At 62.4% G+C, this 21,740-nt stretch carries 22 protein-coding genes and 1 tRNA gene; 13 read left to right on the top strand and 10 right to left on the bottom strand.

Features of this window, described 5'->3' with window-relative positions; genetic code table 11:
- Positions 1-15 precede the first annotated feature (15 nt).
- The 5 genes from purB (at position 16) to AACO21_RS08770 (ending at position 3,516) form a co-directional block, all read left to right on the top strand.
- Positions 16-1,392 (top strand): adenylosuccinate lyase, encoded by a 1,377-nt coding sequence (purB, locus tag AACO21_RS08790; RefSeq protein ID WP_346192143.1) that lies wholly within the window; start codon positions 16-18, stop codon positions 1,390-1,392.
- A gap of 3 nt (positions 1,393-1,395) precedes the next feature.
- On the top strand, positions 1,396-1,671 hold the full coding sequence (locus AACO21_RS08785) for a hypothetical protein (protein WP_346192142.1): 276 nt from the start codon (positions 1,396-1,398) through the stop codon (positions 1,669-1,671).
- 140 nt (positions 1,672-1,811) lie between these two features.
- Positions 1,812-2,129, top strand: a complete 318-nt coding sequence (locus AACO21_RS08780; protein WP_346192141.1) for a DUF2322 family protein — start codon at positions 1,812-1,814, stop codon at positions 2,127-2,129.
- Positions 2,130-2,284: 155 nt separating this feature from the next.
- The gene (locus AACO21_RS08775) at positions 2,285-2,752 is read left to right on the top strand and encodes a cytochrome c (RefSeq protein ID WP_346192140.1); all 468 of its coding nucleotides are present in this window, start codon (positions 2,285-2,287) and stop codon (positions 2,750-2,752) included.
- A 77-nt stretch (positions 2,753-2,829) separates the two neighbouring features.
- Positions 2,830-3,516 (top strand): cytochrome b/b6 domain-containing protein, encoded by a 687-nt coding sequence (locus AACO21_RS08770; protein ID WP_346192139.1) that lies wholly within the window; start codon positions 2,830-2,832, stop codon positions 3,514-3,516.
- Positions 3,517-3,616: 100 nt separating this feature from the next.
- Here AACO21_RS08770 and secF read toward each other — a convergent pair whose 3' ends face one another.
- From secF to cobA, 8 genes are all read right to left on the bottom strand, one after another.
- On the bottom strand, positions 3,617-4,564 hold the full coding sequence (gene secF / locus AACO21_RS08765) for a protein translocase subunit SecF (protein WP_346192138.1): 948 nt from the start codon (positions 4,562-4,564) through the stop codon (positions 3,617-3,619).
- A gap of 12 nt (positions 4,565-4,576) precedes the next feature.
- Positions 4,577-6,460 (bottom strand): protein translocase subunit SecD, encoded by a 1,884-nt coding sequence (gene secD, locus AACO21_RS08760; protein WP_346192137.1) that lies wholly within the window; start codon positions 6,458-6,460, stop codon positions 4,577-4,579.
- A gap of 49 nt (positions 6,461-6,509) precedes the next feature.
- On the bottom strand, positions 6,510-6,836 hold the full coding sequence (gene yajC / locus AACO21_RS08755; RefSeq protein WP_346192136.1) for a preprotein translocase subunit YajC: 327 nt from the start codon (positions 6,834-6,836) through the stop codon (positions 6,510-6,512).
- Positions 6,837-6,878: 42 nt separating this feature from the next.
- Positions 6,879-7,994 (bottom strand): tRNA guanosine(34) transglycosylase Tgt, encoded by a 1,116-nt coding sequence (tgt, locus tag AACO21_RS08750; protein WP_346192297.1) that lies wholly within the window; start codon positions 7,992-7,994, stop codon positions 6,879-6,881.
- 7 nt (positions 7,995-8,001) lie between these two features.
- Positions 8,002-9,048 carry a tRNA preQ1(34) S-adenosylmethionine ribosyltransferase-isomerase QueA gene (gene queA, locus AACO21_RS08745; protein ID WP_346192135.1) on the bottom strand — a complete coding sequence of 349 codons (1,047 nt, stop codon included), beginning with the start codon at positions 9,046-9,048 and terminating at the stop codon, positions 8,002-8,004.
- Positions 9,049-9,123: 75 nt separating this feature from the next.
- A tRNA-Leu gene (locus AACO21_RS08740) sits at positions 9,124-9,208 on the bottom strand.
- Between the two features lie 25 nt (positions 9,209-9,233).
- On the bottom strand, positions 9,234-9,638 hold the full coding sequence (locus tag AACO21_RS08735) for a Rap1a/Tai family immunity protein (protein ID WP_346192134.1): 405 nt from the start codon (positions 9,636-9,638) through the stop codon (positions 9,234-9,236).
- Positions 9,635-10,402: a uroporphyrinogen-III C-methyltransferase gene (gene cobA, locus AACO21_RS08730; protein ID WP_346192133.1), complete on the bottom strand. Its 768-nt coding sequence runs from the start codon at positions 10,400-10,402 to the stop codon at positions 9,635-9,637. Before cobA ends, AACO21_RS08735 begins: the two co-directional genes overlap by 4 nt.
- Before the next feature lie 255 nt (positions 10,403-10,657).
- Here cobA and AACO21_RS08725 point away from each other — a divergent pair, with 255 nt between their 5' ends.
- The 8 genes from AACO21_RS08725 (at position 10,658) to AACO21_RS08690 (ending at position 17,068) form a co-directional block, all read left to right on the top strand.
- A complete protein-coding gene (locus tag AACO21_RS08725; RefSeq protein ID WP_346192132.1) occupies positions 10,658-12,343 on the top strand; it encodes a cytochrome D1 domain-containing protein in 1,686 nt (561 codons plus the stop codon).
- Between the two features lie 116 nt (positions 12,344-12,459).
- Positions 12,460-13,293 (top strand): ethylbenzene dehydrogenase-related protein, encoded by an 834-nt coding sequence (locus AACO21_RS08720; protein ID WP_346192131.1) that lies wholly within the window; start codon positions 12,460-12,462, stop codon positions 13,291-13,293.
- Positions 13,294-13,347: 54 nt separating this feature from the next.
- On the top strand, positions 13,348-13,641 hold the full coding sequence (locus AACO21_RS08715; RefSeq protein WP_346192130.1) for a plastocyanin/azurin family copper-binding protein: 294 nt from the start codon (positions 13,348-13,350) through the stop codon (positions 13,639-13,641).
- A 1-nt stretch (position 13,642) separates the two neighbouring features.
- On the top strand, positions 13,643-13,945 hold the full coding sequence (locus AACO21_RS08710) for a cytochrome c (RefSeq protein WP_346192296.1): 303 nt from the start codon (positions 13,643-13,645) through the stop codon (positions 13,943-13,945).
- Positions 13,942-15,114, top strand: a complete 1,173-nt coding sequence (locus AACO21_RS08705; protein ID WP_346192129.1) for a cytochrome D1 domain-containing protein — start codon at positions 13,942-13,944, stop codon at positions 15,112-15,114. The genes AACO21_RS08710 and AACO21_RS08705 overlap by 4 nt, the downstream gene beginning before the upstream one ends.
- 4 nt (positions 15,115-15,118) lie before the next feature.
- Complete coding sequence (locus tag AACO21_RS08700; RefSeq protein WP_346192128.1) at positions 15,119-16,087, top strand: Lrp/AsnC family transcriptional regulator; 969 nt, start codon at positions 15,119-15,121, stop codon at positions 16,085-16,087.
- Complete coding sequence (locus AACO21_RS08695; protein ID WP_346192127.1) at positions 16,080-16,559, top strand: AsnC family transcriptional regulator; 480 nt, start codon at positions 16,080-16,082, stop codon at positions 16,557-16,559. Before AACO21_RS08700 ends, AACO21_RS08695 begins: the two co-directional genes overlap by 8 nt.
- Positions 16,556-17,068: an Lrp/AsnC family transcriptional regulator gene (locus tag AACO21_RS08690; protein ID WP_346192126.1), complete on the top strand. Its 513-nt coding sequence runs from the start codon at positions 16,556-16,558 to the stop codon at positions 17,066-17,068. The genes AACO21_RS08695 and AACO21_RS08690 overlap by 4 nt, the downstream gene beginning before the upstream one ends.
- A gap of 58 nt (positions 17,069-17,126) precedes the next feature.
- Here the strand turns inward: AACO21_RS08690 and AACO21_RS08685 are convergent, their stop codons facing one another.
- A complete protein-coding gene (locus AACO21_RS08685; protein WP_346192125.1) occupies positions 17,127-19,007 on the bottom strand; it encodes a methyl-accepting chemotaxis protein in 1,881 nt (626 codons plus the stop codon).
- 133 nt (positions 19,008-19,140) lie between these two features.
- Complete coding sequence (gene cphA / locus AACO21_RS08680) at positions 19,141-21,726, bottom strand: cyanophycin synthetase (RefSeq protein WP_346192124.1); 2,586 nt, start codon at positions 21,724-21,726, stop codon at positions 19,141-19,143.
- Positions 21,727-21,740: the final 14 nt, after the last annotated feature.

Genomic DNA, 21,740 nt, shown 5'->3' with positions numbered 1-21,740 from the left:
GGCTTGACGATAAGGATGTTTCCGATGACTTTCAATCCCTTGACTGCCCTTTCCCCGCTCGACGGCCGCTATGCCGGCAAGGTGGACGCCCTGCGCGAGCATTTTTCCGAATATGGCCTGATCCGTGCCCGCCTGAAGGTCGAGATCGAATGGCTGAAGGCCCTCGCTGCCGAGCCGCATTTCACCGAAATCCCGGCTTTTTCGCCGTCGACCGTCGCCGAGCTGGATGCCCTGGTCAATACCTTCGGCCCGGCGCAGGCGGCTGAAGTGAAGGCCATCGAGGCCACCACCAACCACGACGTCAAGGCACTGGAATACTGGATCAAGGACAAGACCAAGGCCAATGCCGAAGTCACCAAGGTCAGCGAGTTCATCCACTTCGCCTGCACTTCCGAAGACATCAACAACCTGTCGCACGGCCTGATGTGCAAGGATGCCCGCGAACAGGGCATGCTCCCGACGCTGGACAAGGTCATCGCCAAGCTGGTCGAGCTGGCCCACGCCCACGCCGACGTGCCGATGATGAGCCGCACGCACGGCCAGCCGGCCACGCCGTCCACCATGGGCAAGGAATTCGCCAACGTGGCCTACCGCCTGCAGCGCGCCCGTGCCCGCATCGCCGGCGTTGAACTGCTCGGCAAGATCAACGGCGCGGTCGGCAACTACAACGCCCACCTGTCCGCCTATCCGGGTTACGACTGGGAAGGCTTCGCCAAACGCTTCGTCGAATCGCTCGGCCTGACCTTCAACCCCTACACCATCCAGATCGAGCCGCACGACGCGCTGGCCGAACTGTTCGACGCCTTCGCCCGCGCTAACAGCATCCTGATCGACCTCGATCGCGATGTCTGGGGCTACATCTCGCTCGGTTTCTTCAAGCAGAAGGTCAAGGCCGGTGAAGTTGGCTCGTCCACGATGCCGCACAAGGTCAACCCGATCGACTTCGAAAACTCCGAAGGCAACCTCGGCCTGGCCAATGCCGTGCTCAAGCACCTCGCCGAGAAGCTGCCGATTTCCCGCTGGCAGCGCGACCTGACCGACTCCACCGTGCTCCGCAACATGGGCGTCGGCCTGGGCTACACCCTGCTCGGTTACGATTCGCTGCTCAAGGGCCTGGGCAAGCTGGAAATCAATGCCGACCTGATGAAGGCCGACCTCGACGCCAACTGGGAACTGCTGGCCGAGCCGATCCAGACCGTGATGCGCCGCTACGGCATCGCCAATCCGTACGAGAAGCTCAAGGAGCTGACCCGTGGTACCCGCGTTTCCCGCGAGGGCATGCAGGCTTTCGTGCAGACGCTGGACATCCCGGCCGAGGCCAAGGAAGCCCTGCTCAAGCTGACGCCGTGGGATTACACCGGCAAGGCTGCCGAGCTGGCCAAGCGGATCTGACCCATGCAATGCGCCAAGTGCGGCCAGGACGCGCCCGAAGACGCCCTCTACTGCCCGCACTGCGCCGGCAACCGCAAAACGACCGACCGTGACGTGATCAACGGTGGCCTGAAGGGCGGGACCATCGGTCTCGCCATCGGCCTTGCCCTGATTACCCTGCTGCTGGCCTTCTACGACCTGGAGCGGGGGATCAAGGCGATTGTCCTGACCGTGCCCCTGGGGACGTTCACGACCGGTCTGATCATTGGTTTGGTGAAAGCCAAACGCGACTGGAAGTAAGGCGCCGGCGACGCGCCGACGGTCCACCGTCCGAAAAGCCGGATTTTCCGGCCCGGGCGGGATTGAGCGCCGCGCCGACACCACCGCATGCCGACGGGGCGACACGAGTTCGCCCCGCTTTTTTTCCTTGGAGGTCCATCATGTCCTTTGCTGACAATCTGAAGAAACTGCCGGGTATTTCTCATCTGGCCGCCATCAACCTGCTCGATGCCGAAGGCAACGTCGCGGCGACGATCGAAAACAAGGCCGGGAGCCAGGGTTCGCTCGCTGTCTACAATCATCTCGCCCAGACCTACGGCTCGATCAATGTCGAAGCCGCCAAAAAAGGCCTGGAAATCTTCGCCGAGCACACCGAAGACGAACGCGCCAATCCGGGCAAGCACCCGAATATCGCGCGCCTGCTGCAGATCGAAGCGGGCGCCCCGGCGCTGCGCGTCAAGCACGTCTTTGCCGTCTGAGTCTTTGATCTACCGTTGATCAATGGTCAACGGGCTGGTGAAAAAGCTTCACCGATGTGAAGTTTTTTCACCATATTAGCTGGCTATAATCTACGTGGAATAAGCGGGTGCCCCGGTTGCGCCCAACGACAATACCTCGCCACGGAGAAAACACCATGAAAACCAAGCTGCTGATCGCCGCCCTGGGCTTTGCCATCGCCGGCACCGCTTCCGCCCAGATGAAGCCCGAAGATGCCATCAAATACCGCCAGGCCGGTTACAGCTTCATGTCCTGGAACATGGGCAAGCTGAAGGGCATGCTGGTCGATAACCCGGCTTCCTACAACAAGGACCAGGCTGCCGCAGCCGCCAATGCCATCGCCGCCATCGCCAATTCCGGCATGGGCGCACTCTACGTGCCGGGCAGCGACAAGGGCGTCGGCTACAAGGAAACCCGCGTCAAGCCGGAACTCTTCACCGACAAGGAAGGCGTCGGCAAGGTCGCCATAGCCTTCAACAAGGAAGCCAACGAACTGGCCAAGGTGGCTGCTGCCGGTGACGCTGCCGCGCTGAAGGCGCAGTTCGGCAAGGTGGGCGAGACCTGCAAGGGCTGCCACGACAAGTTCCGCAAGGACGACAAGTAATCTGCCGCTGGTCGGCTCAAGGGGCGCCTGCGGGCGCCTTTTTTCATGCCGCCGTCGCGGGCGGGAAAGGATGTGGGATGGAAAAACGTTACAAACTCTGGGATTTGCCGACCCGGCTCTTCCATTGGCTGCTCGTGCTCTGCGTCGTGGCGGCCGTGGTGACCGGGCAGATCGGCGGTAACCTGATCGACTGGCATGCCCGGATCGGCATCGTGATTGTCGGCCTGATCGGATTCCGCCTGGTCTGGGGCCTCTGCGGTTCGACCTATGCCCGTTTCGCCCAGTTCATGCCGAGTCCGGCCCGCATCAAGGCGTACTTGAGCGGTGCCTGGCAGGGGGCAGGGCACAATCCGCTCGGCGCGCTGTCCGTTTTGGGCCTGCTGGGCCTGTTGACCGCCCAGCTGCTGACCGGTCTCTTTGCCAATGACGACATCGCCTTTACCGGTCCGCTCTACGCGCTGATCGATAAAGATTTGAGCGATCGGCTGGCCGGTCTGCATCGGCTGGGGGCCAACCTGCTTTTCGTACTGGTCGGGCTGCATGTGGCGGCCATTGCCTTCTATGGCCACGTGAAGAAGCACAATCTGGTCAAGCCGATGGTGACGGGCTGGGCGGAAGGCGAGGCCGAATCGGCGCGCGGCGGCGGCTTGGCTGCCTTCCTGCTGGCCGTGGCCGTCGCTGTGTTGTTGGTCTGGGGGGCGAGCGGCGATTGGTTGCCTGCACCGCCGCCCGCGCCGCCGGCCAGCGCGGCGCCTGCCTGGTAAGCGCATCGGGCCTTGCGCTGGCGTGCAAAGGTGCCAGCAACAGACGTAAAAAAACCACCGGTCGAAAACCGGTGGTTTTTTTGTGTCGACCGTCGCCGGATCAGACGCAGGCGCCGTCTTCCGTTGCGCCTTCGACGGCTTTCTTCTGTTTCGGAATGAACTGCTCGCGCGACACGCCCAGCCACATGACCAGCGGGCTGGCGACCAGGACCGAGGAGTAGATGCCGAAGCAGATACCGATGGTCAGGGCCAGCGAGAAGTAATAGAGCGTTTCACCGCCGAAGATCAGCATGGAGAGCACCATGAGCTGCGTGCAGCCGTGGGTGATGATGGTCCGGCTGATCGTGCTGGTGATGGCGTGGTCCAGCACCTGCGGGGTGCTGAGGCCGCGTACGCCCTTGAAGGTCTCGCGGACGCGGTCGAAGACCACAACCGATTCGTTCACCGAGTAACCGAGCACGGCGAGGACAGCCGCCAGCACCGACAGCGAGAATTCCCACTGGAAGGCGGCGAAGAAGCCCAGGATGATGATCACGTCGTGCAGGTTGGCGATGACGGCCGAGACCGAGAAACGCCATTCGAAGCGGAAGGCCAAGTAAATGACGATGCCCAGAATGACCAACAGCAGGGCCATGGCACCGTTTTCGGCGAGTTCCTTGCCGACCTGCGGGCCGACGAACTCGACGCGCGACAGGGCTGCCCCCGGAGCGTCGGCCGCCAGGGCCTGCATCACGGATTCGCCGAGCTGGGCCGTGTTCTGGTCGCCTTTCAGCGGCAGACGGATCATCACGTCCTGCGAGGAACCGAAGTTCTGTACCTGGTAATCCGAGAAGCCGGTTTTGCCCAGCGCGCCGCGAATTTTCTCGAGGTCGGCTGCCTGCTCGTACTTGACCTCGACCAGGGTGCCGCCGGTGAATTCGACCGACAGGTGCAGGCCCTTGGTGGCGAGGAAAAACACAGCCAGCAGGAAGGTGACGAGAGAAATGATGTTGAACTTCAGCGCATGGCGCATGAAGGGGATGTCTTTTTTGATGCGGAAGAATTCCATGTCGATTTCCCCTTATTTCCCGGCGTTGACCGTCGCCGCGTCGTTGCCCGGCTTCCAGATCTGGCCGATGGCGACCGAGGTCAGTTTCTTGCGGCGACCGTAGATCACATTGACCAGCGCACGCGAGACGACGACCGACGAGAAGATCGAGGTCAGGATGCCCAGGCAATGCACGACGGCGAAGCCGCGCACCGGGCCGGAGCCGAAGATGAGCAGGGCCAGGCCGGCGATCAGGGTGGTGATGTTGGAGTCGAGAATGGTCGCGAAGGCGCGCTCGTAACCTTCCGAGATTGCTGCCTGTGGCGGCATGCCGACGCGCAGTTCTTCACGGATGCGTTCGTTGATCAGCACGTTGGCGTCGATCGCCATGCCGAGCGTTAGTGCGATGGCCGCGATCCCCGGCAGGGTCAGCGTGGCTTGCAGCAGCGACAGGATGGCAACCAGGAAGAGCAGGTTGGACGCCAGGGCCAGCACCGAGACCACACCGAACATCTGGTAGTAGATGATCATGAACACGGCAATGGCGGCAAAGCCCCACATCGTCGAATGGAAACCCTTCTTGATGTTTTCGGCACCGAGGGACGGGCCGATGGTGCGTTCTTCGATGATGTCCATCGGCGCGGCCAGCGAACCGGCACGCAGCAGCAGGGCGGTGTCATTGGCTTCGCTGGTCGTCATGCGGCCCGAAATCTGGACACGGCCGCCACCGATTTCGGTGCGGATGACCGGTGCGGTCACCACTTCGCCCTTGCCCTTTTCGATGAGCAGGATAGCCATGCGCTTGCCCACGCTCTCGCGGGTCACGTCCTTGAAGATGCGGGCACCGGCGGAATCCAGCGTGAGGTGAACGGCCGGTTCCTGCGTCTGGCTGTCGAAGCCCGGCTGGGCGTCGGTCAGGCGGTCGCCGGTGAGGACGACCTGCTTCTTGACGAGCAGCGGCTGGCCGCCGCGTTCCTTGTAGATTTCGGTACCGAACGGGGCGCTGCCGTTGAGGGCGGCTTCGAGGCCGCCCGGGCTGTCATCGACCATGCGGATTTCCAGGGTCGCGGTACGGCCCAGGATGTCCTTGGCCTTGGCCGTGTCCTGAACGCCCGGCAGCTGGACGACGATGCGGTCGGCGCCTTGCTGCTGGATCACCGGCTCTGCCACGCCGAGTTCGTTGATCCGGTTGTGCAGGGTGGTGATGTTCTGCTTGATGGCGAACTCGCCGATCTTCTTCTGCGCTTCCGGCTTCAGCGTGGCGACCAGGCGCGGTTCGCTGGCGTCGCCCTGCTCGCTGACGGAGAGGTCGGGCTGGGTGTCGGCCAGCAGGTTGCGGGCCTTGTCACGCGTCTCGGTGTCGCGGAACTTGATGACCAGACGCTCGCCCTCACGGGAGAGGCCGGCATGGCGCAGGTTCTTGTCACGCAGCTGGGTACGCAGGTCGGCCGAGGTGGAGTCCAGACGCTTGGTGACGGCGCCCTTCATGTCGACCTGGAGCAGGAAATGCACGCCGCCGCGCAGGTCGAGGCCCAGATACATCGGCAATGCATGCAGGGAGGTCAGCCAGGCCGGGGAGGCGGACAACAGGTTCAGGGCGACCACGTATTGCGGGTCGCTGACATCCGGGTTGAAGGCCTTTTCCAGCAGATCCTTGGCTTTGAGCTGGGTATCGGTGTCCTTGAAGCGGGTCTTGACGCCGTTGAAGTCGAGCTGAATGCCGTTGTGGGCGATGCCGGCGGCTTGCAGGACTTCCTCGACGCGGGCCTCGGTCTTCTGATCGACCTTGAGTGTGGCCTTGGCGCTGGACACCTGGACAGCGGGCGATTCGCCGAAGAAATTCGGCAGGGTGTAGATGAAGCCGAGCACCAGCGCGATGGCGACGGTGACGTACTTCCAGAGAGGGTAGCGATTCATGGTGGCTTTGAAGCGAAAAAGGCGGCCAGCGGCCGCCTTCTGGAGTGAATTACAGCGACTTCAGCGTGCCTTTCGGCAGGACCAGGCCGATGGCCGGTTTCTGAACCACGACTTCGGTGTTGGCTGCGATTTCCACGGTCACATAGCTGTCGCCAACCTTGGTGACCTTGCCGACCAGGCCGCCCTGGGTCACGACTTCATCGCCTTTGGCAAGGGCTTCGAGCAGGGCCTTGTGTTCCTTGGCCTTCTTCATCTGTGGGCGGATCATCAGGAACCACAGCACGACGAACATCAGGATCATCGGCAGGAGCTGCATGAAGCCACCGGTCGGGTCGGCAGCGGCGCCAGCGGTCTGGGCGTGGGCAAGACTAATCATTGTTATGACTCCAGAGAACTAGGTGAAACGAAACCTTGGATTCTAGCAGCGTTCTTCGCTGGCCCGGTCACGGGCGAACTGTTGTGACCAGCTTTCCAGCGTGCCGGTCTCGATGGCGCTGCGCATTTCCGCCATGATGGTCTGGTAGAAATGCAGGTTGTGAATGGTATTCAGCATGCTGCCGAGGATCTCGCCGGCGCGGAAGAGGTGGTGCAGGTAGGCGCGGCTGAAGTTCTGGCAGGTGTAGCAGGTGCAGGAGGCGTCGAGCGGGCCGGTATCGGTCTTGTGCTTCGCGTTCTTGATCTTGATGTCGCCAAAACGGGTGAACAGATGGCCGTTGCGCGCATTGCGGGTCGGCATCACGCAGTCGAACATGTCGATGCCGGCTTTGACCGAGTGCACCAGATCTTCCGGGGTGCCGACGCCCATCAGGTAGCGCGGCTTGTGCGTCGGCAGGCGCGGGGCGGTGTGGGCCAGGATGCGCTGCATGTCTTCCTTGGGTTCGCCGACCGAGAGGCCGCCGATCGCCATGCCGTGGAAGCCGATCTCGTCGAGGCCAGCCAGCGACTCGTCGCGCAGATCTTCGTACATGCCCCCCTGAACGATGCCGAACAGCGCGTTCGGGTTTTCCAGGCGGTCGAATTCGTCACGCGAGCGGCGCGCCCAGCGCATCGACAGGCGCATCGACTTGGCCGCTTCGTCGCGCGTCGCCGGGTAGGGCGTGCATTCGTCGAAAATCATCGCGATGTCGGAGTTCAGCACGTGCTGGATCTGCATCGAGATTTCGGGCGACAGAAAGAGCTTGGCGCCATCGATGGGCGAGCTGAACTTGACGCCTTCCTCGGTGATCTTGCGCAGGGCGCCGAGCGAGAACACCTGGAAGCCGCCGGAATCGGTCAGGATCGGCTTCTGCCAGCCCATGAAGTCATGCAGCCCCTTGTGTGCCGTGACAACATCGAGACCCGGGCGCAGCCAGAGGTGGAAGGTGTTGCCGAGGCAGATTTGTGCGCCGATGTCGTTCAGCGCCTGCGGCGTCATGGCCTTGACCGTGCCGTAGGTGCCGACCGGCATGAAGACCGGCGTCTGGACGACGCCGTGGTTCAGCGTCAGCGTGCCGCGGCGGGCCGCGCCATCGGTTTTCAGGAGTTCGAATTGCAACATGGGCTTAGTCCTGTTTCTTTTCCAGCAGCATCGCATCGCCGTAGCTGAAGAAACGGTAGCGCGCTGTGATGGCGTGAGCGTAAGCGGCGCGGATCGTGTCGTAGCCGGCAAAGGCCGAGACGAGCATCATCAGCGTCGATTTCGGCAGGTGGAAATTGGTGATCATGCGGTCGACCACCTGGAAACGGTAGCCGGGCGTGATGAAAATATCGGTTTCAGCGCCGCCGACGCGTACGCTGCCGTCCGGATTCCCGGCGGACTCAAGGGCGCGCAGGCTGGTCGTGCCGACGGCAATGACGCGGCCGCCGGCAGCCCGCGTGGCCGCAATGGCCTCGGCCGTGGCGGCGGGAATCTCGAAGCGCTCGCTGTGCATCTTGTGTTCTTCGATCTTGTCCACCCGCACCGGCTGGTAGGTGCCGGCGCCGACATGCAGCGTCAGGAAGGCGGTGCCGACGCCGCGGCTGCGCAGGTGGTCGAGCAGCGCGTCGTCAAAGTGCAGGCCGGCGGTCGGTGCGGCCACGGCGCCGGGGGTGCGGGCATACACCGTCTGGTAGCGCGTTTCGTCGGCGCCTTCGGGCGGATGTTCGATATAGGGCGGCAGCGGTAGTTGGCCGTAGGCCTCGGCCAGTTCCCACAGGCTCCGACGGTCAACGCTCTCCAGGGCGAAGAATTCGCCATTGGCGCCGGCGCGGCCCGTGACCGTCAGGGCAAAGGCGTCGTCCGCCAGATGCAGGACCATGCCCGGCTTGGGCGATTTGCTGGCACGAATCTGGGCAATCGCATGGCGATCGTCGGCAATCCGCTCGAGCAGTACTTCAACCTGGCCACCCGACGCCTTGCGGCCAAAAAAGCGGGCCTTGATGACCTTGGTGTCGTTGAAAACGAGCAGATCACCCGATTTCAGCAAGCTGTCGATCTGGGCAAAGCGCAGGTCGGTCAATTGCGCCTGTTGCACGTGCAGCAGACGGCTGCCCGTCCGTTCAGGCGCAGGATGCTGGGCAATCAGTTCGGGCGGGAGGGGAAAGTCGAAATCGTCGACGGTCAGCGACATGGGCTGTAGTTCGGCGGAAAGGTCAGGCGGATAAAACAAAAACGGCCTTCCGTAAGGAAAGCCGCTTTGCTCGAATGGTGCCCCGGGCCAGACTCGAACTGGCACGCCTTTCGGCGGCGGATTTTGAATCCGCTGCGTCTACCGATTCCGCCACCGGGGCAGGTAGAGGCGGGATTATCCCTGAATCACTTGCCGGATTCAAGCGAATTACACGGAAAAGTGCGTGCAAGCGCGCCTGCCACCAGGGTGGCCGTGGTGCCACCGGGGTTGGTGGGCAGATAATCCAGTTGTGCCAGAACGGCACGGACCATGCGCCGCGTCAGATCGTTATCCTTGGGCAGGCAGTAGGCGTTGAGGCTGATGCCGACCTTGCTGGCGAGGTAGTCGCTGACGGCGTAGCTGTCTGCAAAGCCGGCCAGGTAAGCAATGCAGCGGGCACCTTTGAGCGATTCGCCGGGATCGGTCACGCGCTCGCCATTGACGATGGGTTCGGCGGCCTGGCAGTCCGTACGCAACTCCGGGATGGTGTAGGCCTGGGCCGAACCGGCCAGCAGCAAGCCGGCCGCCAGGATCAGGGAACGCAGGTTCATGCCTTGCCTTCGAACCAGCTCAGTTTTTCGTGCAGGCCGACCACGCTGCCGACCACGATCAGAGCGGGAGGCTTGATCCCGGATTCGGCAATGCGGTGGGGCAGGGTGCCCAGGGTGCCGAGTACGGTTTGCTGGTCTTTTTGCGTGCCGTTGCGGACGACTGCGGCGGGCGTCATTGACGGCAGGCCGTGGTTGATCATCTGCCGACAGATTTCTTCGGCAGCACCAATGCCCATGTAGAAGACCACCGTGTGCTTGGGGCGGGCCAGTGCGGGCCAGTCCAGATTCACGGTGCCGTCTTTCAGGTGGCCGGTCACGAAGGTGACCGATTGCGCATGGTCGCGGTGCGTCAACGGGAAGCCAGAGTAGGCGCCGCAGCCGGCAGCGGCAGTGACACCGGGCACCACCTCAAAGGGAATGCCGGAGCCGACCAGCGTCTCCAGTTCCTCGCCGCCGCGTCCGAAGATGAAGGGGTCGCCGCCTTTGAGGCGAACCACGGACAAGCCTTCGCGGGCCAGATCGACCAAGAGCTGGTTGATGTCGCCCTGGGGCATGGTGTGCTTGGAGGCTTCCTTGCCGGCGTAAATACGACGGGCATCGGGGCGCGCCAGATCCATGATGCCGTCGCCGACCAGATGGTCGTAGACCAGCGCATCGGCGCGGGCGATCAGGCGCGCCGCCTTCAAAGTGAGCAATTCCGGGTCGCCGGGGCCGGCGCCGACCAGCCAGACTTTGCCGGCCGGGAGTGTGTCTTGGGTCGTCATGGTATGTCCTGCCTTTGGGCGGCCATCCTAATGCTGGAAGTGGCAGCCTGCCAATAGGGGGCATCAGCAAAATGCGGGTTTAGTACCAAAGTAGTAGTTTGAATTAGTCCGTAGTAACTATAAGTTATTGATATTAAAGATTTCTTATGCACGAAAAGCTTGATGGGTATCAAGGATGGCGGGGGGGCTCAGGTTCAACCTTGCACCCATCGCGTTTGGGGGATTGACGCGTTTTTCGTGTTTAGGAGAGGTAAGATGAAGAAATCTGTAGTGGGTATGCTGGCTGTGACTGCCATGACTGCGGCCATGGGTTCTGCCTTCGCTCAGGATGCCAAGGCACCCGAAATGACGGCAGCTGAAAAGGAAACTGCCAAGAAGATCTACTTCGAACGGTGTGCCGGCTGTCACGGCGTGCTCCGCAAGGGCGCGACCGGCAAGAACCTGGAGCCGCACTGGTCGAAGAAGGACAAGGACGGCAACGTGACCGAGGGCGGCATGCTCAAGCTCGGTCAGCAGCGTCTGGAAAAGATCATTGGCTACGGTACCGACGGTGGCATGGTCAACTTCGACGACATCCTGACCAAGGAAGAAATCACGCTGATTTCCAAGTACATCCAGAACACCCCGGATGTGCCGCCGGAGTACAGCCTGAAAGACACCATGGACTCCTGGAAGCTGATGGTTCCGGTCGACAAGCGTCCGACCAAGCAGATGAACAAGTTCAATCTGAAGAACATCATGTCCGTCACCCTGCGTGATACGGGTGAAGTGGCGCTGATCGACGGCGATACCAAGGAAATCCGCTCCATCGTCAAGACCGGTTACGCGGTACACATTTCGCGTCTGTCTGCCTCCGGCCGTTACGTTTACGTGATTGGTCGCGATGGCCGTCTGTCCCTGATCGATCTGTGGATGGAAAAGCCGGAAGTGGTTGCTGAAGTGAAGGTTGGTTTCGATGCCCGTTCGGTGGATACCTCCAAGTTCAAGGGCTTCGAAGACAAGTACGCGATTGCCGGTTCCTACTGGCCGCCCCAGTACGTGATCATGGATGGCGATACGCTGAAGCCGCGCAAGGTGGTCTCGACCCGCGGCATGACCGTCGATGGCGAATACCATCCGGAGCCGCGTGTGGCCTCGATCGTCGCCTCCTTCATCAAGCCGGAATGGGTGGTGAACATCAAGGAAACCGGTCAGATTCTGCTGGTCGATTATTCCGATATCGAAAACCTGAAGACCACCACCATCGCTTCTGCCAAGTTCCTGCATGACGGCGGCTGGGATGCGACCAAGCGTTACTTCCTGGTGGCGGCCAACGCCTCCAACAAGATTGCTGCGGTGGATACCAAGACCGGCAAGCTGGCTGCGCTGGTCGATACCGCCAAGATCCCGCATCCGGGTCGCGGCGCCAACTTCGTGCATGGCAAGTTCGGTCCAGTGTGGACCACCGGTCACCTGGGCGCTGACGTGATCACCCTGATCTCGACGCCGTCCGATGACAAGAAGAACGCCAAGTTCAAGGAATACAACTGGAAGGTCGTTCAGGAAATCAAGCACATCGGTGCCGGTAACCTGTTCGTGAAGACCCATCCGAAGTCCACCCACCTGTGGGCGGATGCGCCGATGAACCCGGATACCGACATTGCCAACTCCGTGGCCGTGTATGACATCAAGGGCGACTTCTCCAAGCCGAAGGCTGTGCTGAACGTGGCCAAGGACTCCGGTCTGCCGGTGACCAAGGCGGTCAAGCGCGCCGTGCATCCGGAATACTCGGCTGACGGCAAGGAAGTCTGGATCTCGCTGTGGGGTGGCAAGACCGATCAGTCCGCCATCGTGGTTTATGACGATGCAACGCTGAAGGTCAAGAAGGTCATCACCGATCCGAAGATGATCACGCCGACCGGCAAGTTCAACGTTTACAACACCCAGCACGACATCTACTGATCTGTTGCTGATTGCTTGATCTGAAGCATAAAAACGGGGGCGCAAGCCCCCGTACTATTACAGGCGTCCACACGGGATGCCATACGCAAGGTTTTGTTTTCGTGGAGACGACCACAATGAAAAAACACACTATCTCTTTCGCAGTTGCCGGTGCCTTGTGCGCCCTGTTGAGTCAGTCCGCCTTGGCTGCACCGGACTGGTCGAAAGTCCCCAAGAAGGACATTCACGTTTTCCATCCGGGTGTTGCTCCGATCGAGTGGGTGAGCGGCAAGGGCGAGCACAGCGGTGCGAGCGGCCTGAAGAAGGGTGAGGCCTGTGCCGGCTGTCACGTTGAAGACGGCAAGCTGAGCCTCGACACCAAGCGTCTGGTCAGCAAGGAAATGGAGCCGAAGGGTGGCCCCAAGGTTGCTAACTATCCGGTCAGCATGCAGGCTGCCTTCGATGCAACCAACCTTTACGTACGCCTGACTTTCAAGGCCCCGGCTGGGGGCGCTGATCATGGCGACAAGGACAACGAGGTCAAGGCCACCGTGATGTTCCCGGATGCCAAGGTTGCCATGGGCGATCAGGTGGGCTGCTGGCAGACCTGTCACCAGGACGCCAAGGGCATGCCCAATGGCAAGGACAAGACCAAATACACGACCAGCGGCAGCTATGACCTGATGCAATGGTCGAGCAGCGGCAAAACCGCTGATGGTGTCGTCACCGACAAGCGCAATATGACCGGCGGCAAGGCCGGGGTGACGGCAGAGGGTGCCAAGAATGGCGACACCTGGACCGTGACCTTCACCCGCAAGCTGGCCGGTGGCGTTGCCATGGCTCCGGGCAAGGCCGTGCCTTTCGGTATCGCCATCCATGCCGACCATGCTTCCGGTCGTTTCCACCACGTCTCCTTTGGTCACACCATTGGTCTGGGTGCGGACGGCGACGTGAAGGCGGCCAAGCAGTAAGCGATGTCTGAACGGGATTGCCTGATCCGCTGGGCAAGACAGGGAGCGCCAGCCATGCTGGCGCTCTTTTTCGCTGTGCCGGCCTGGGCTGACACCCATACGGTGAAGGTGGTCGAGTATCGTTTTGAGCCGAGTAGCCTACGTATCAAAACAGGCGACACGGTGCGCTGGCTCAATGCCGAGAAGCGGACCAGCCATTCCGTTCGCTTTCCCGGGCTGGGAGGCCTGGAGTCGGACCGTTTTTTCCCGGATGAAACGTGGTCCATGCGTTTTGAACAGCCGGGGCGGCACGACTATCACTGCGGCCCGCATCCCGAGATGAAAGGGCAGATTGTTGTTGAAGACTGAACTGATTTTTGCCTTGCTGGCGGTGTCGACCGTCGCCTTGGCCAACGAGCCGCCGCCCGCGCGCCAGAAGGAACTGGTGCATCTGGTGCGGCAGGACTGCGGGTCCTGTCACGGCATGACCCTGCAAGGCGGGCTGGGGCCGGCACTCCTGCCGGCCGATTTGAAGGACAAGCCGCCGGAAGGCCTGGCGGCGACGATTTATTACGGGCGTCCGGGCACCCCGATGCCGCCGTTCCGCCAGTTTCTGACGGAGGCCGAGGCTGCCTGGATTGTCGATAAGCTGATGCACGAGTTTCCAAAATGAAGCCATTTCGTATCCTCTGCCTGGGCCTGCTGGCCGCATTGCTCTCTGCCTGTGCCGCCCCCCCCCTGAAAGGTACGGGGGATCTCGGGCTGGTCATTGAGCGGGCCAGCGGCAAGCTGACGCTGGTCAATACCACCACACAGGCACCCTATGCCCGGATCGAGGGGCTGGGCGATCTGTCCCATGCCTCGGCCGTGTATTCCCGGGATGGGCGCTACGCCTACATCTTTGGCCGGGATGGTGGGCTGACCAAGGTGGATTTGCTGGCCGAGCGCATCGTCAAGCGCGTCATGCAGGCCGGGAATGCGATTGGCGGTTCGATTTCGCAGGACGGCCGGATTGTGGTTGCCCAGAACTACACGCCGGGCGGCATCAAGGCCTTCGATGCCGAAACCCTGGAACTGCTCTCCGAAGTGCCGGCGGAATACGCGCCGGGCAAATTCTCCAAGGTGGTCGGGCTGGCCGATACGGCGGGCAACCGGTTTGCCTATGCCTTGTTTGAGGGCGGTGAAATCTGGGTGACCGATTTTTCCGATCCGCGTCAGCCCAAGACCGAGCGCTATCCGGCCGGCAAGCAACCTTACGATGGCCTGGTGACACCGGATGGCCGTTATTTCCTGGCGGGTTTGTTCGGCGAGGATGGCGTGGCGATGCTCGATCTCTGGCAGCCGGAAAAAGGCGCCCGCAAGATTCTGGAAAATTATGGCCGCGGCCAGGAAAAGCTGCCGGTCTTCAAGATGCCCCATTTGCGCGGCTGGTCCGTGGCGCAGGGCAAAGCCTATCTGCCGGCGATCGGCCGGCATGAGGTGCTGGTCGTCGATACCCGGACCTGGCAGGAAGTGGTGCGGATTCCCGTGCGCGGTCAGCCGGTGTTTGTGATGGCACGCCCGGATGGACGCCAGATCTGGGTAAATTTCGCTTTCCCGGACAATGCCAAGCTCGATGTGATCGACACCCTGGCCGGCAAGGTGGTGCAGGAAATGCAGCCTGGACGCGGCATTCTGCACATGGAGTTTGCGCCGCGTGGCGAAAGTGTCTGGCTGTCGGCGCGGGATGACAACAAGGTGGTGATCATCGATACCCAGCGTTTCACCGTGCGGGGGGAAATCCCGGCAGAGAGCCCGTCCGGCATCTTCTTCTCGACGCGTGCGGCGCGGATTGGCTTCTGAGATCATGGACACCGCGCTTGAATTTCGCCTGCTGAACGAGTTTCAGCGAGACTTTCCGCTCTGCCCGGCCCCCTTTGCCGAATTGGCTGCCCGCCTGGGCGTCGCGGAGCGGGTGGTGATCCGTCAGTTGGAGACACTGCGTCAGGCAGGCAAGATTTCCCGCGTCGGGGCCGTTTTTGCGCCCAAGCGGATCGGCGCCTCGACCCTGGCAGCCATGGCCGTGCCTGCGGCGCAGCTTGCCAGCGTGGCAGCAGCGGTCAACCGCTTTCCCGAGGTCAATCACAACTACGAGCGGGAGCATGCCTACAACCTGTGGTTTGTCGTCACGGCGGGCAGTGAGGCCCGCTTGCAGGCTACCCTGGGTGCCATCGAGTCGGCGGCCGGTTATCCCATTCTCGTTTTGCCACTGCTCGAAGAGTTTCATATCGACCTGGGTTTTTCCTTGAGCGGCGATGCCAAGACGGTGCGCGCGACGGCGCGCCCGCTAGCCGAGCCGGTCCCGCTGGGGGAGTGCGACCGGCGCCTGATTGGCGTGCTGCAGGAAGGCTTGCCCTTGTTCATCCGTCCCTTCCAGGTAATTGCCGAGCGTATCGGACTCTCCGAGTCCGATGTGCTCCGGCAGATCGGCGCCTGGCTGGAAGCCGGCGCGATCAAGCGTTTCGGGGTCGTGGTCCGGCATCATGAACTGGGCTATACGGCCAATGCCATGCTCGTGCAGGATATTCCCGAGGCGCGGGTGGGCGAACTGGGGCGAGCCCTGGCCGAAGCCGAAGGGGTGACCTTGTGTTACCGGCGCCCGCGGGTCTTGCCGCATTGGCCCTATAACCTCTTTTGCATGATCCATGGTCAGGACCGCACTGAGGTGACGACGCGCATTGCCGAATTGCGCCAGACACTGAACCTCGAAGACTGCGCGCATGATGTCCTGTTCTCGCGCACCCGTTTCAAGCAGACAGGTGCCCGCTATGCGTGAGCGGCCCGCTGAAAATGTCTGCCTGGATGCGGTCGACCGTCGGATACTGGCCGAATTGCAGGGCGATTTCCCGATCTGCGCGCGACCGTATCAGGCGGCAGCCGAAGGTCTGGGCATCAGCGAAGCCGAGCTGATCGCGCGTCTGCAGCGCTTGCTGGACGATAAGGTGCTGACCCGTTTTGGCCCGATGTATCAGATCGAACGCATGGGCGGCGCGTTTGTATTGGCCGCACTGGCCGTACCGGAGACCGCGTATGAAACCGTCGCGGCGCAGGTCAATGCCTTGCCGGCCGTGGCGCACAATTATCGGCGCGAGCACGCGCTCAATATGTGGTTCGTCCTGGCCACCGAGACGCCGGCAGGCATTGCCGAGGCGATTGCCCAGATCGAAACGGCCACGGGCTTGCCGGTTCATGCCTTCCCGAAAGAGCGGGAGTACTTTGTGGAAATGAAGCTGGAGGCACGGGTATGAGCACCGATCTCCGCGCCGATATGGCCTCGCCGGTCTTGCTGGACCCGCTCGACCGGGCGCTGATCGTGGCCACGCAAGCGGGGCTGCCGCTGGTACCGGAACCCTATGCCGCGCTGGCGGCCGAACTGGCGATGTCAGCCGATGAGGTGATGGCACGCCTGACGCAGTTGCAGGCAGCCGGCATCATCCGCCGGATTGGTGCCGTTCCCAACCACTATGCGATTGGCTGGACGGCGAACGGCATGACGGTTTGGGATGTGCCGGATGAGCAGGTGGATCAGTTGGGGCCCCTGATCGGTGCCTTGCCTTTCGTGACCCATTGTTACCGGCGCCCGCGTGCCCTTCCGGCCTGGCCGTACAACCTCTTTGCCATGGTGCATGGTAGTTCGCGCGAGGAGTGTGCGAGCAAGGCGGCCGAGATCCGTGCCGTGCTGGGCGAGGCCTGTCGGGCCGGAGAGATTCTCTATTCGACCCGCATCCTGAAAAAAAGCGGCTTACGCTTGAGCTGATGTGAACACGGGGGCCTCGGCCCCCGTTTTTCATGCTGCCTGCCAGATGGGTGCAGGCTTAGAACTCTTCCCATTCTTCGTGCTGGCTGTTTGCCGGCAGGGTACGGGGAGCGGACTTGGCCCGGGGCGGGCTGCTCCGCGGGAGACTGCGTGCGGGCTGGCTCAGGGCCGGGGCCGGGCGGCGCGGCGCGCTCAGGCGTGCGGCTGGTTGGAGCGGGCGTTCGCCCGAGACGGTGAAGCGCGAGACCAGCGTGACCAGGTTATGCGCCTGTTCATCCAGGCTTTCAGCCGCCGCGGCGGCTTCTTCGACCAGGGCCGCATTTTGCTGGGTGACCTGGTCCATCTGGGAGACGGCCTGATTCACCTGCTCGATGCCGGTTGCCTGTTCTCGACTGGCGCTGGAAATATCGCTGACAATGCCCGCCACGCGTTTGATCGAGTCGACCACTTCGGCCATGGTGCGTCCGGCCTGATCGACCTGCTGGGTCCCGTTGCGGACCTTGTCGGTCGAATCGGAAATCAGCGTCTTGATTTCCTTGGCGGCGCTGGCGCTGCGCTGGGCCAGATTGCGGACCTCGGTGGCGACCACGGCGAAGCCGCGCCCCTGCTCACCCGCTCGTGCCGCCTCCACAGCCGCATTGAGCGCCAGGATATTGGTCTGGAAAGCAATGCCGTCGATGACGCTGATGATGTCCGAAATCCGGTTGGAGGACTGCTGGATGGCGGACATCGTGGCCACCACATCGTTGACCACCTGGCCGCCACGCTCGGCGACCACCTGGGCATCCGCGGCCAGATCATTGGCGTGGGTGGCGTTTTCGCTGTTTTTCTTCACCGTGGCGGTGAGTTCTTCCATGGTCGAAGCGGTTTCTTCAACGCTGGAAGCCTGTTCTTCGGTGCGGGCAGAGAGGTCCGAATTGCCCTGCGAAATTTCGCGGGCGGCAACGTTGACCGCATCGGCGCTTTCACGGATTTGCGCGATCACGCTGCCCATGCTGTCGAGCAGGCTGTTCAGGCCGCTGCATAGCTCGAGAATTTCTCCCTGCTTGTCACCGACGCCGATGCGGGCGGTGAGATCGCCTTCCTGAGCGGCACCGACCACCATCTGCGTTTCGCTCACGGCCTGCTGCAAGGCCTGGCTGGCGCGGACCTGGGCTGTGATGTCGGTGGCAAATTTGACGACTTTGAACGGTCGACCGCTGGCGTCCATGATCGGGTTGTACGTCGCCTGAATCCAGAGTTCACGGCCGCCCTTGGCAATACGCTTGTACTGGCCGGCATCGAACTCGCCCCGACCCAGTTTTTCCCAGAACAGGCGGTATTCGACGGAGTTTTTGTAGTCTGGCTCGACGAACAGGCTGTGATGCTGGCCGCGGATTTCATCTGCGGTGTAGCCGAGTGCCTGGCAAAAGTTGTCGTTGGCTTCCAGAATGCGCCCATCCAGAGAAAACTGGATGACGGCCTGAGCTTTGTTGATGGCGTCGATCTGGCCGCTGAAATCCGCTTCACGCATGACTTCGGCGGTAATCTCGGTGGCAAATTTGATGACCTTGTACGGTCGACCGTGGGCATCCAGAACCGGGTTGTAACTGGCCTGGATCCAGATTTCACGGCCACCCTTGGCAATGCGCAGATACCGGCCGGCGTCGAACTCGCCGCTGGCCAGTTTGTTCCAGAAGGCCTGATAGGCGGGACTTTGCGCCTCTGCCGGTGAAACGAACAAACGATGGTGTTTCCCCTGAATCTCATCCAGGCGATAACCGAGTGCGTTGAGGAAGTTGTCGTTGGCGGTCAGGACCGTACCATCGAGCGAAAACTCGATGACCGCCTGCGATTTCTGAATCGCAGCGACCAGGCCGCGTAGCGCCTGAACTTCCGAGATCGACGATGCACTGTCGGTGGGGGCCGAGGGCGCGCCACCGAAGAGTTTGCTGAACATGAATGCACTCCTGAAACGGGATGGGCGTGTGTCAGAGTGATTCTAAGCAAATAAGGTTTCCCGTTGGGGACAAAATTCGAAGAATCTTGTCCCCCGGGGATTCCGGCTGGCCCGGCCTGGGCCGGGGCAGGGCTCAGGCTTCGCGGATACGCTGGGCGATATGGGCCAGCGCTTCGTCCACCTGGTCGATCAGGATCAGGCAGAGATCGCCCGGTTGCAGGCGGGCGAGGGCGGTGTCGATGGCCACGAACTCGCCGTTGATGGCATCGATCTGCTTGGTGCGCGTGGCATTGGTCAGGCCGTCGCGCAGCAGGGCGATGACTTCGCCATCCTCGCGGCCGCGCTGGCAGGCATCCTGATACAGGATGACATCGTCGAAGGCCTTGCCGAGGATTTCCGTTTGCTGGCGGATATCGTCATCGCGACGGTCTCCGGCCGCGCTGATCACCACCGAGCGGCGCACCGCCGGCATGCCTTCGATGGCATCGACCAGGGCCTGGATGGCATCCGGGTTGTGGCCATAGTCGGCAATCAGGGTCGCCCCCTTGTAATCGAAAACATTGAAACGGCCCGGTGCCGTCGTGGCATCGCTGGTAAAACCGGCCAGGGCCTGCTCGATGAGCACCCAGTCGATGCCCAGCGCCCAGCCGGCCGCAGCCGCAGCCATCGCGTTTTCAACCTGGAAACCGACGGTGCCGTTGCGGGTCAGCGGCACGTTGGCAAACGGGATGCGGTGCTTCTTGCCGCCTTGCTGGAAGACCATGGCATCGCGGTCGGCATAGACGACACGCTTGCCCTGGGCCTTGTGCGTGGCGAGCACAGCGTTTTTCTTGTCGCGGGCGAAGAAGATGATTTCGCTGGAACAATGCGGCGCCATGCGGGCCACGATCGGGTCGCCGGCGTTGAGGACGGCGTGGCCGTCCGATTTCACGTTTTCGATGATGACGCGTTTAACCACGCCCAGTTCGTCGACCGTCGTGATGTAGTTCAGGCCGAGGTGATCGCCGACACCGATGTTGGTGACCACGGCCACGTCGCAGACATCGAAACCGAGGCCTTCGCGCAAGACGCCGCCACGGGCGGTTTCGAGCACGGCGGCATCGACATCCGGGTGCGCCAGGACGTTGCGGGCAGAGCGCGGGCCGGAGCAGTCACCGGTATCGATGCGCTTGTTCTGCACATAGATGCCATCGGTGCTGGTCATGCCGACGCGCTGCTTGTTGGCTTCGAAGATGCGGCCGATCAGGCGGCTGGTCGTGGTTTTGCCATTGGTGCCGGTGATCGCGACAACCGGAATGCGGGCATTGTCTGGTTTGCCGTCCGGGCCCGGCTTGAACATCATGTCGATGATCGCTTCGCCCACCGCGCGCGCCTTGCCGTAAGACGGGTCAAGGTGCATGCGCAGGCCGGGGGCGGCATTGACTTCAACAATGCCGCCGCCCTGGTCTTCGAGCGGTTTCAGGATGGTGTCGCAGACCACGTCGATGCCGGCGATGTCGAGGCCGACCGTCTGGGCGGCGGTGATGGCGGCGGCGGCGAGTTCCGGATGCACGTCGTCGGTGACATCGGTGGCGGTGCCGCCGGTCGACAGGTTGGCGTTGTTGCGCAGGACGACGCGGGCGCCGCGCGGCGGCACCGTATCCGGCTGGTAGCCCTGTTCGGCCAGGCGGGCCACAGCGATGTCGTCGAAGCGGATCTTGGTCAGCGAGGTGGCGTGACCGTCGGAGCGACGCGGGTCGCTATTCACGATATCGACCAGTTCGCGCACGGTATGCGTGCCGTCACCGACCACCAGCGGCGGGTCGCGGCGGGCGGCGGCGATCAGCTTGTCGCCGATGACGAGCAGGCGCCAGTCGTGGCCCGGCAGGTACTTCTCGACCATGATGTCGTCGAAGAAGCTGACGGCAACCTGATAGGCCTTGCGCACCTGTTCTTCGGTGGTCAGATTGACCGAAATGCCCTTGCCCTGATTACCGTCCTGCGGCTTGACGACGACCGGCAGGCCAATTTCCTGAGCCGCAGCCCAGGCATCGTCCTCGTCATCGACCGGACGGCCCAGCGGCACGGCAACGCCGGCGGCGTGCAGCAGTTTTTTGGTCAGTTCCTTGTCCTGCGCGATGGATTCGGCAATCGCGCTGGTGAAGCTGGTTTCGGCAGCCTGAATGCGCTTTTGCTTCGAGCCCCAGCCCAACTGGACGAGGCTGCCCTGCGTCAGGCGGCGGAAGGGGATGCCACGCGCCACGGCGGCCGAGACGATGGAACCGGTCGAGGGGCCGAGGCGGATGTCTTCGTCCAGGTCGCGCAGTTCCTTCAGCGTACCGTCCAGATCGAAGGCGGTGTCGTTCAGGGCGGCCAGGCAGAGTTCCTCGGCGCGCTTGAAGGCCAGGCGGCCGACGTCTTCCTCGGTGTACTCGACGACGACCTGATAGACCCCTTCTTCCACGGTTTGCGTGGTGCGGCTGAAGGTGACCGGGCAGCCGGCCTGGGCTTGCAGGCCCAGTGCGGCGAATTCCAGGGCGTGGGCGACGGAAACCGTGTCGAGGTGATCGGAGGGGATCAGGTCGCCGAGTTCCGGAAAGCGCTCGCGCAGGCGGGCTTCGAAGCCGGGCAGCTTGGCGATGGCGGTTTCTGCGCCCTCGCAGGTGACGATAGCCTGAATGGCGGTGTGGCGGCTCCACAGGTTGGGGCCGCGCAAGGCACGAATGCGGGAAACGTCCATGACGTCTTAGTCCT

This window comes from Dechloromonas sp. ZS-1, from assembly GCF_039649255.1.
In the GTDB taxonomy this organism is placed as follows: Bacteria; Pseudomonadota; Gammaproteobacteria; order Burkholderiales; family Rhodocyclaceae; genus Azonexus.
The sequence above is the reverse complement of the archived record's forward strand: the minus strand, read 5'-3'. Positions and strand labels throughout refer to the sequence as shown.

What these genes read in the sequence shown, in the direction of transcription:
- secD (WP_346192137.1), bottom strand. Translation starts at nt 6,460, where the DNA reads ATGAATCGCTACCCTCTCTGGAAGTACGTCACCGTCGCCATCGCGCTG.
- AACO21_RS08685 (WP_346192125.1), bottom strand. Translation starts at nt 19,007, where the DNA reads ATGTTCAGCAAACTCTTCGGTGGCGCGCCCTCGGCCCCCACCGACAGT.
- AACO21_RS08715 (WP_346192130.1), top strand. Translation starts at nt 13,348, where the DNA reads ATGCTGGCGCTCTTTTTCGCTGTGCCGGCCTGGGCTGACACCCATACG.
- queA (WP_346192135.1), bottom strand. Translation starts at nt 9,048, where the DNA reads ATGTCGCTGACCGTCGACGATTTCGACTTTCCCCTCCCGCCCGAACTG.
- AACO21_RS08770 (WP_346192139.1), top strand. Translation starts at nt 2,830, where the DNA reads ATGGAAAAACGTTACAAACTCTGGGATTTGCCGACCCGGCTCTTCCAT.
- AACO21_RS08700 (WP_346192128.1), top strand. Translation starts at nt 15,119, where the DNA reads ATGGACACCGCGCTTGAATTTCGCCTGCTGAACGAGTTTCAGCGAGAC.
- AACO21_RS08785 (WP_346192142.1), top strand. Translation starts at nt 1,396, where the DNA reads ATGCAATGCGCCAAGTGCGGCCAGGACGCGCCCGAAGACGCCCTCTAC.
- AACO21_RS08695 (WP_346192127.1), top strand. Translation starts at nt 16,080, where the DNA reads ATGCGTGAGCGGCCCGCTGAAAATGTCTGCCTGGATGCGGTCGACCGT.
- AACO21_RS08720 (WP_346192131.1), top strand. Translation starts at nt 12,460, where the DNA reads ATGAAAAAACACACTATCTCTTTCGCAGTTGCCGGTGCCTTGTGCGCC.
- yajC (WP_346192136.1), bottom strand. Translation starts at nt 6,836, where the DNA reads ATGATTAGTCTTGCCCACGCCCAGACCGCTGGCGCCGCTGCCGACCCG.
- cobA (WP_346192133.1), bottom strand. Translation starts at nt 10,402, where the DNA reads ATGACGACCCAAGACACACTCCCGGCCGGCAAAGTCTGGCTGGTCGGC.
- AACO21_RS08725 (WP_346192132.1), top strand. Translation starts at nt 10,658, where the DNA reads ATGAAGAAATCTGTAGTGGGTATGCTGGCTGTGACTGCCATGACTGCG.
- AACO21_RS08775 (WP_346192140.1), top strand. Translation starts at nt 2,285, where the DNA reads ATGAAAACCAAGCTGCTGATCGCCGCCCTGGGCTTTGCCATCGCCGGC.
- AACO21_RS08690 (WP_346192126.1), top strand. Translation starts at nt 16,556, where the DNA reads ATGAGCACCGATCTCCGCGCCGATATGGCCTCGCCGGTCTTGCTGGAC.
- cphA (WP_346192124.1), bottom strand. Translation starts at nt 21,726, where the DNA reads ATGGACGTTTCCCGCATTCGTGCCTTGCGCGGCCCCAACCTGTGGAGC.
- AACO21_RS08780 (WP_346192141.1), top strand. Translation starts at nt 1,812, where the DNA reads ATGTCCTTTGCTGACAATCTGAAGAAACTGCCGGGTATTTCTCATCTG.
- AACO21_RS08705 (WP_346192129.1), top strand. Translation starts at nt 13,942, where the DNA reads ATGAAGCCATTTCGTATCCTCTGCCTGGGCCTGCTGGCCGCATTGCTC.
- AACO21_RS08735 (WP_346192134.1), bottom strand. Translation starts at nt 9,638, where the DNA reads ATGAACCTGCGTTCCCTGATCCTGGCGGCCGGCTTGCTGCTGGCCGGT.
- secF (WP_346192138.1), bottom strand. Translation starts at nt 4,564, where the DNA reads ATGGAATTCTTCCGCATCAAAAAAGACATCCCCTTCATGCGCCATGCG.
- purB (WP_346192143.1), top strand. Translation starts at nt 16, where the DNA reads ATGTTTCCGATGACTTTCAATCCCTTGACTGCCCTTTCCCCGCTCGAC.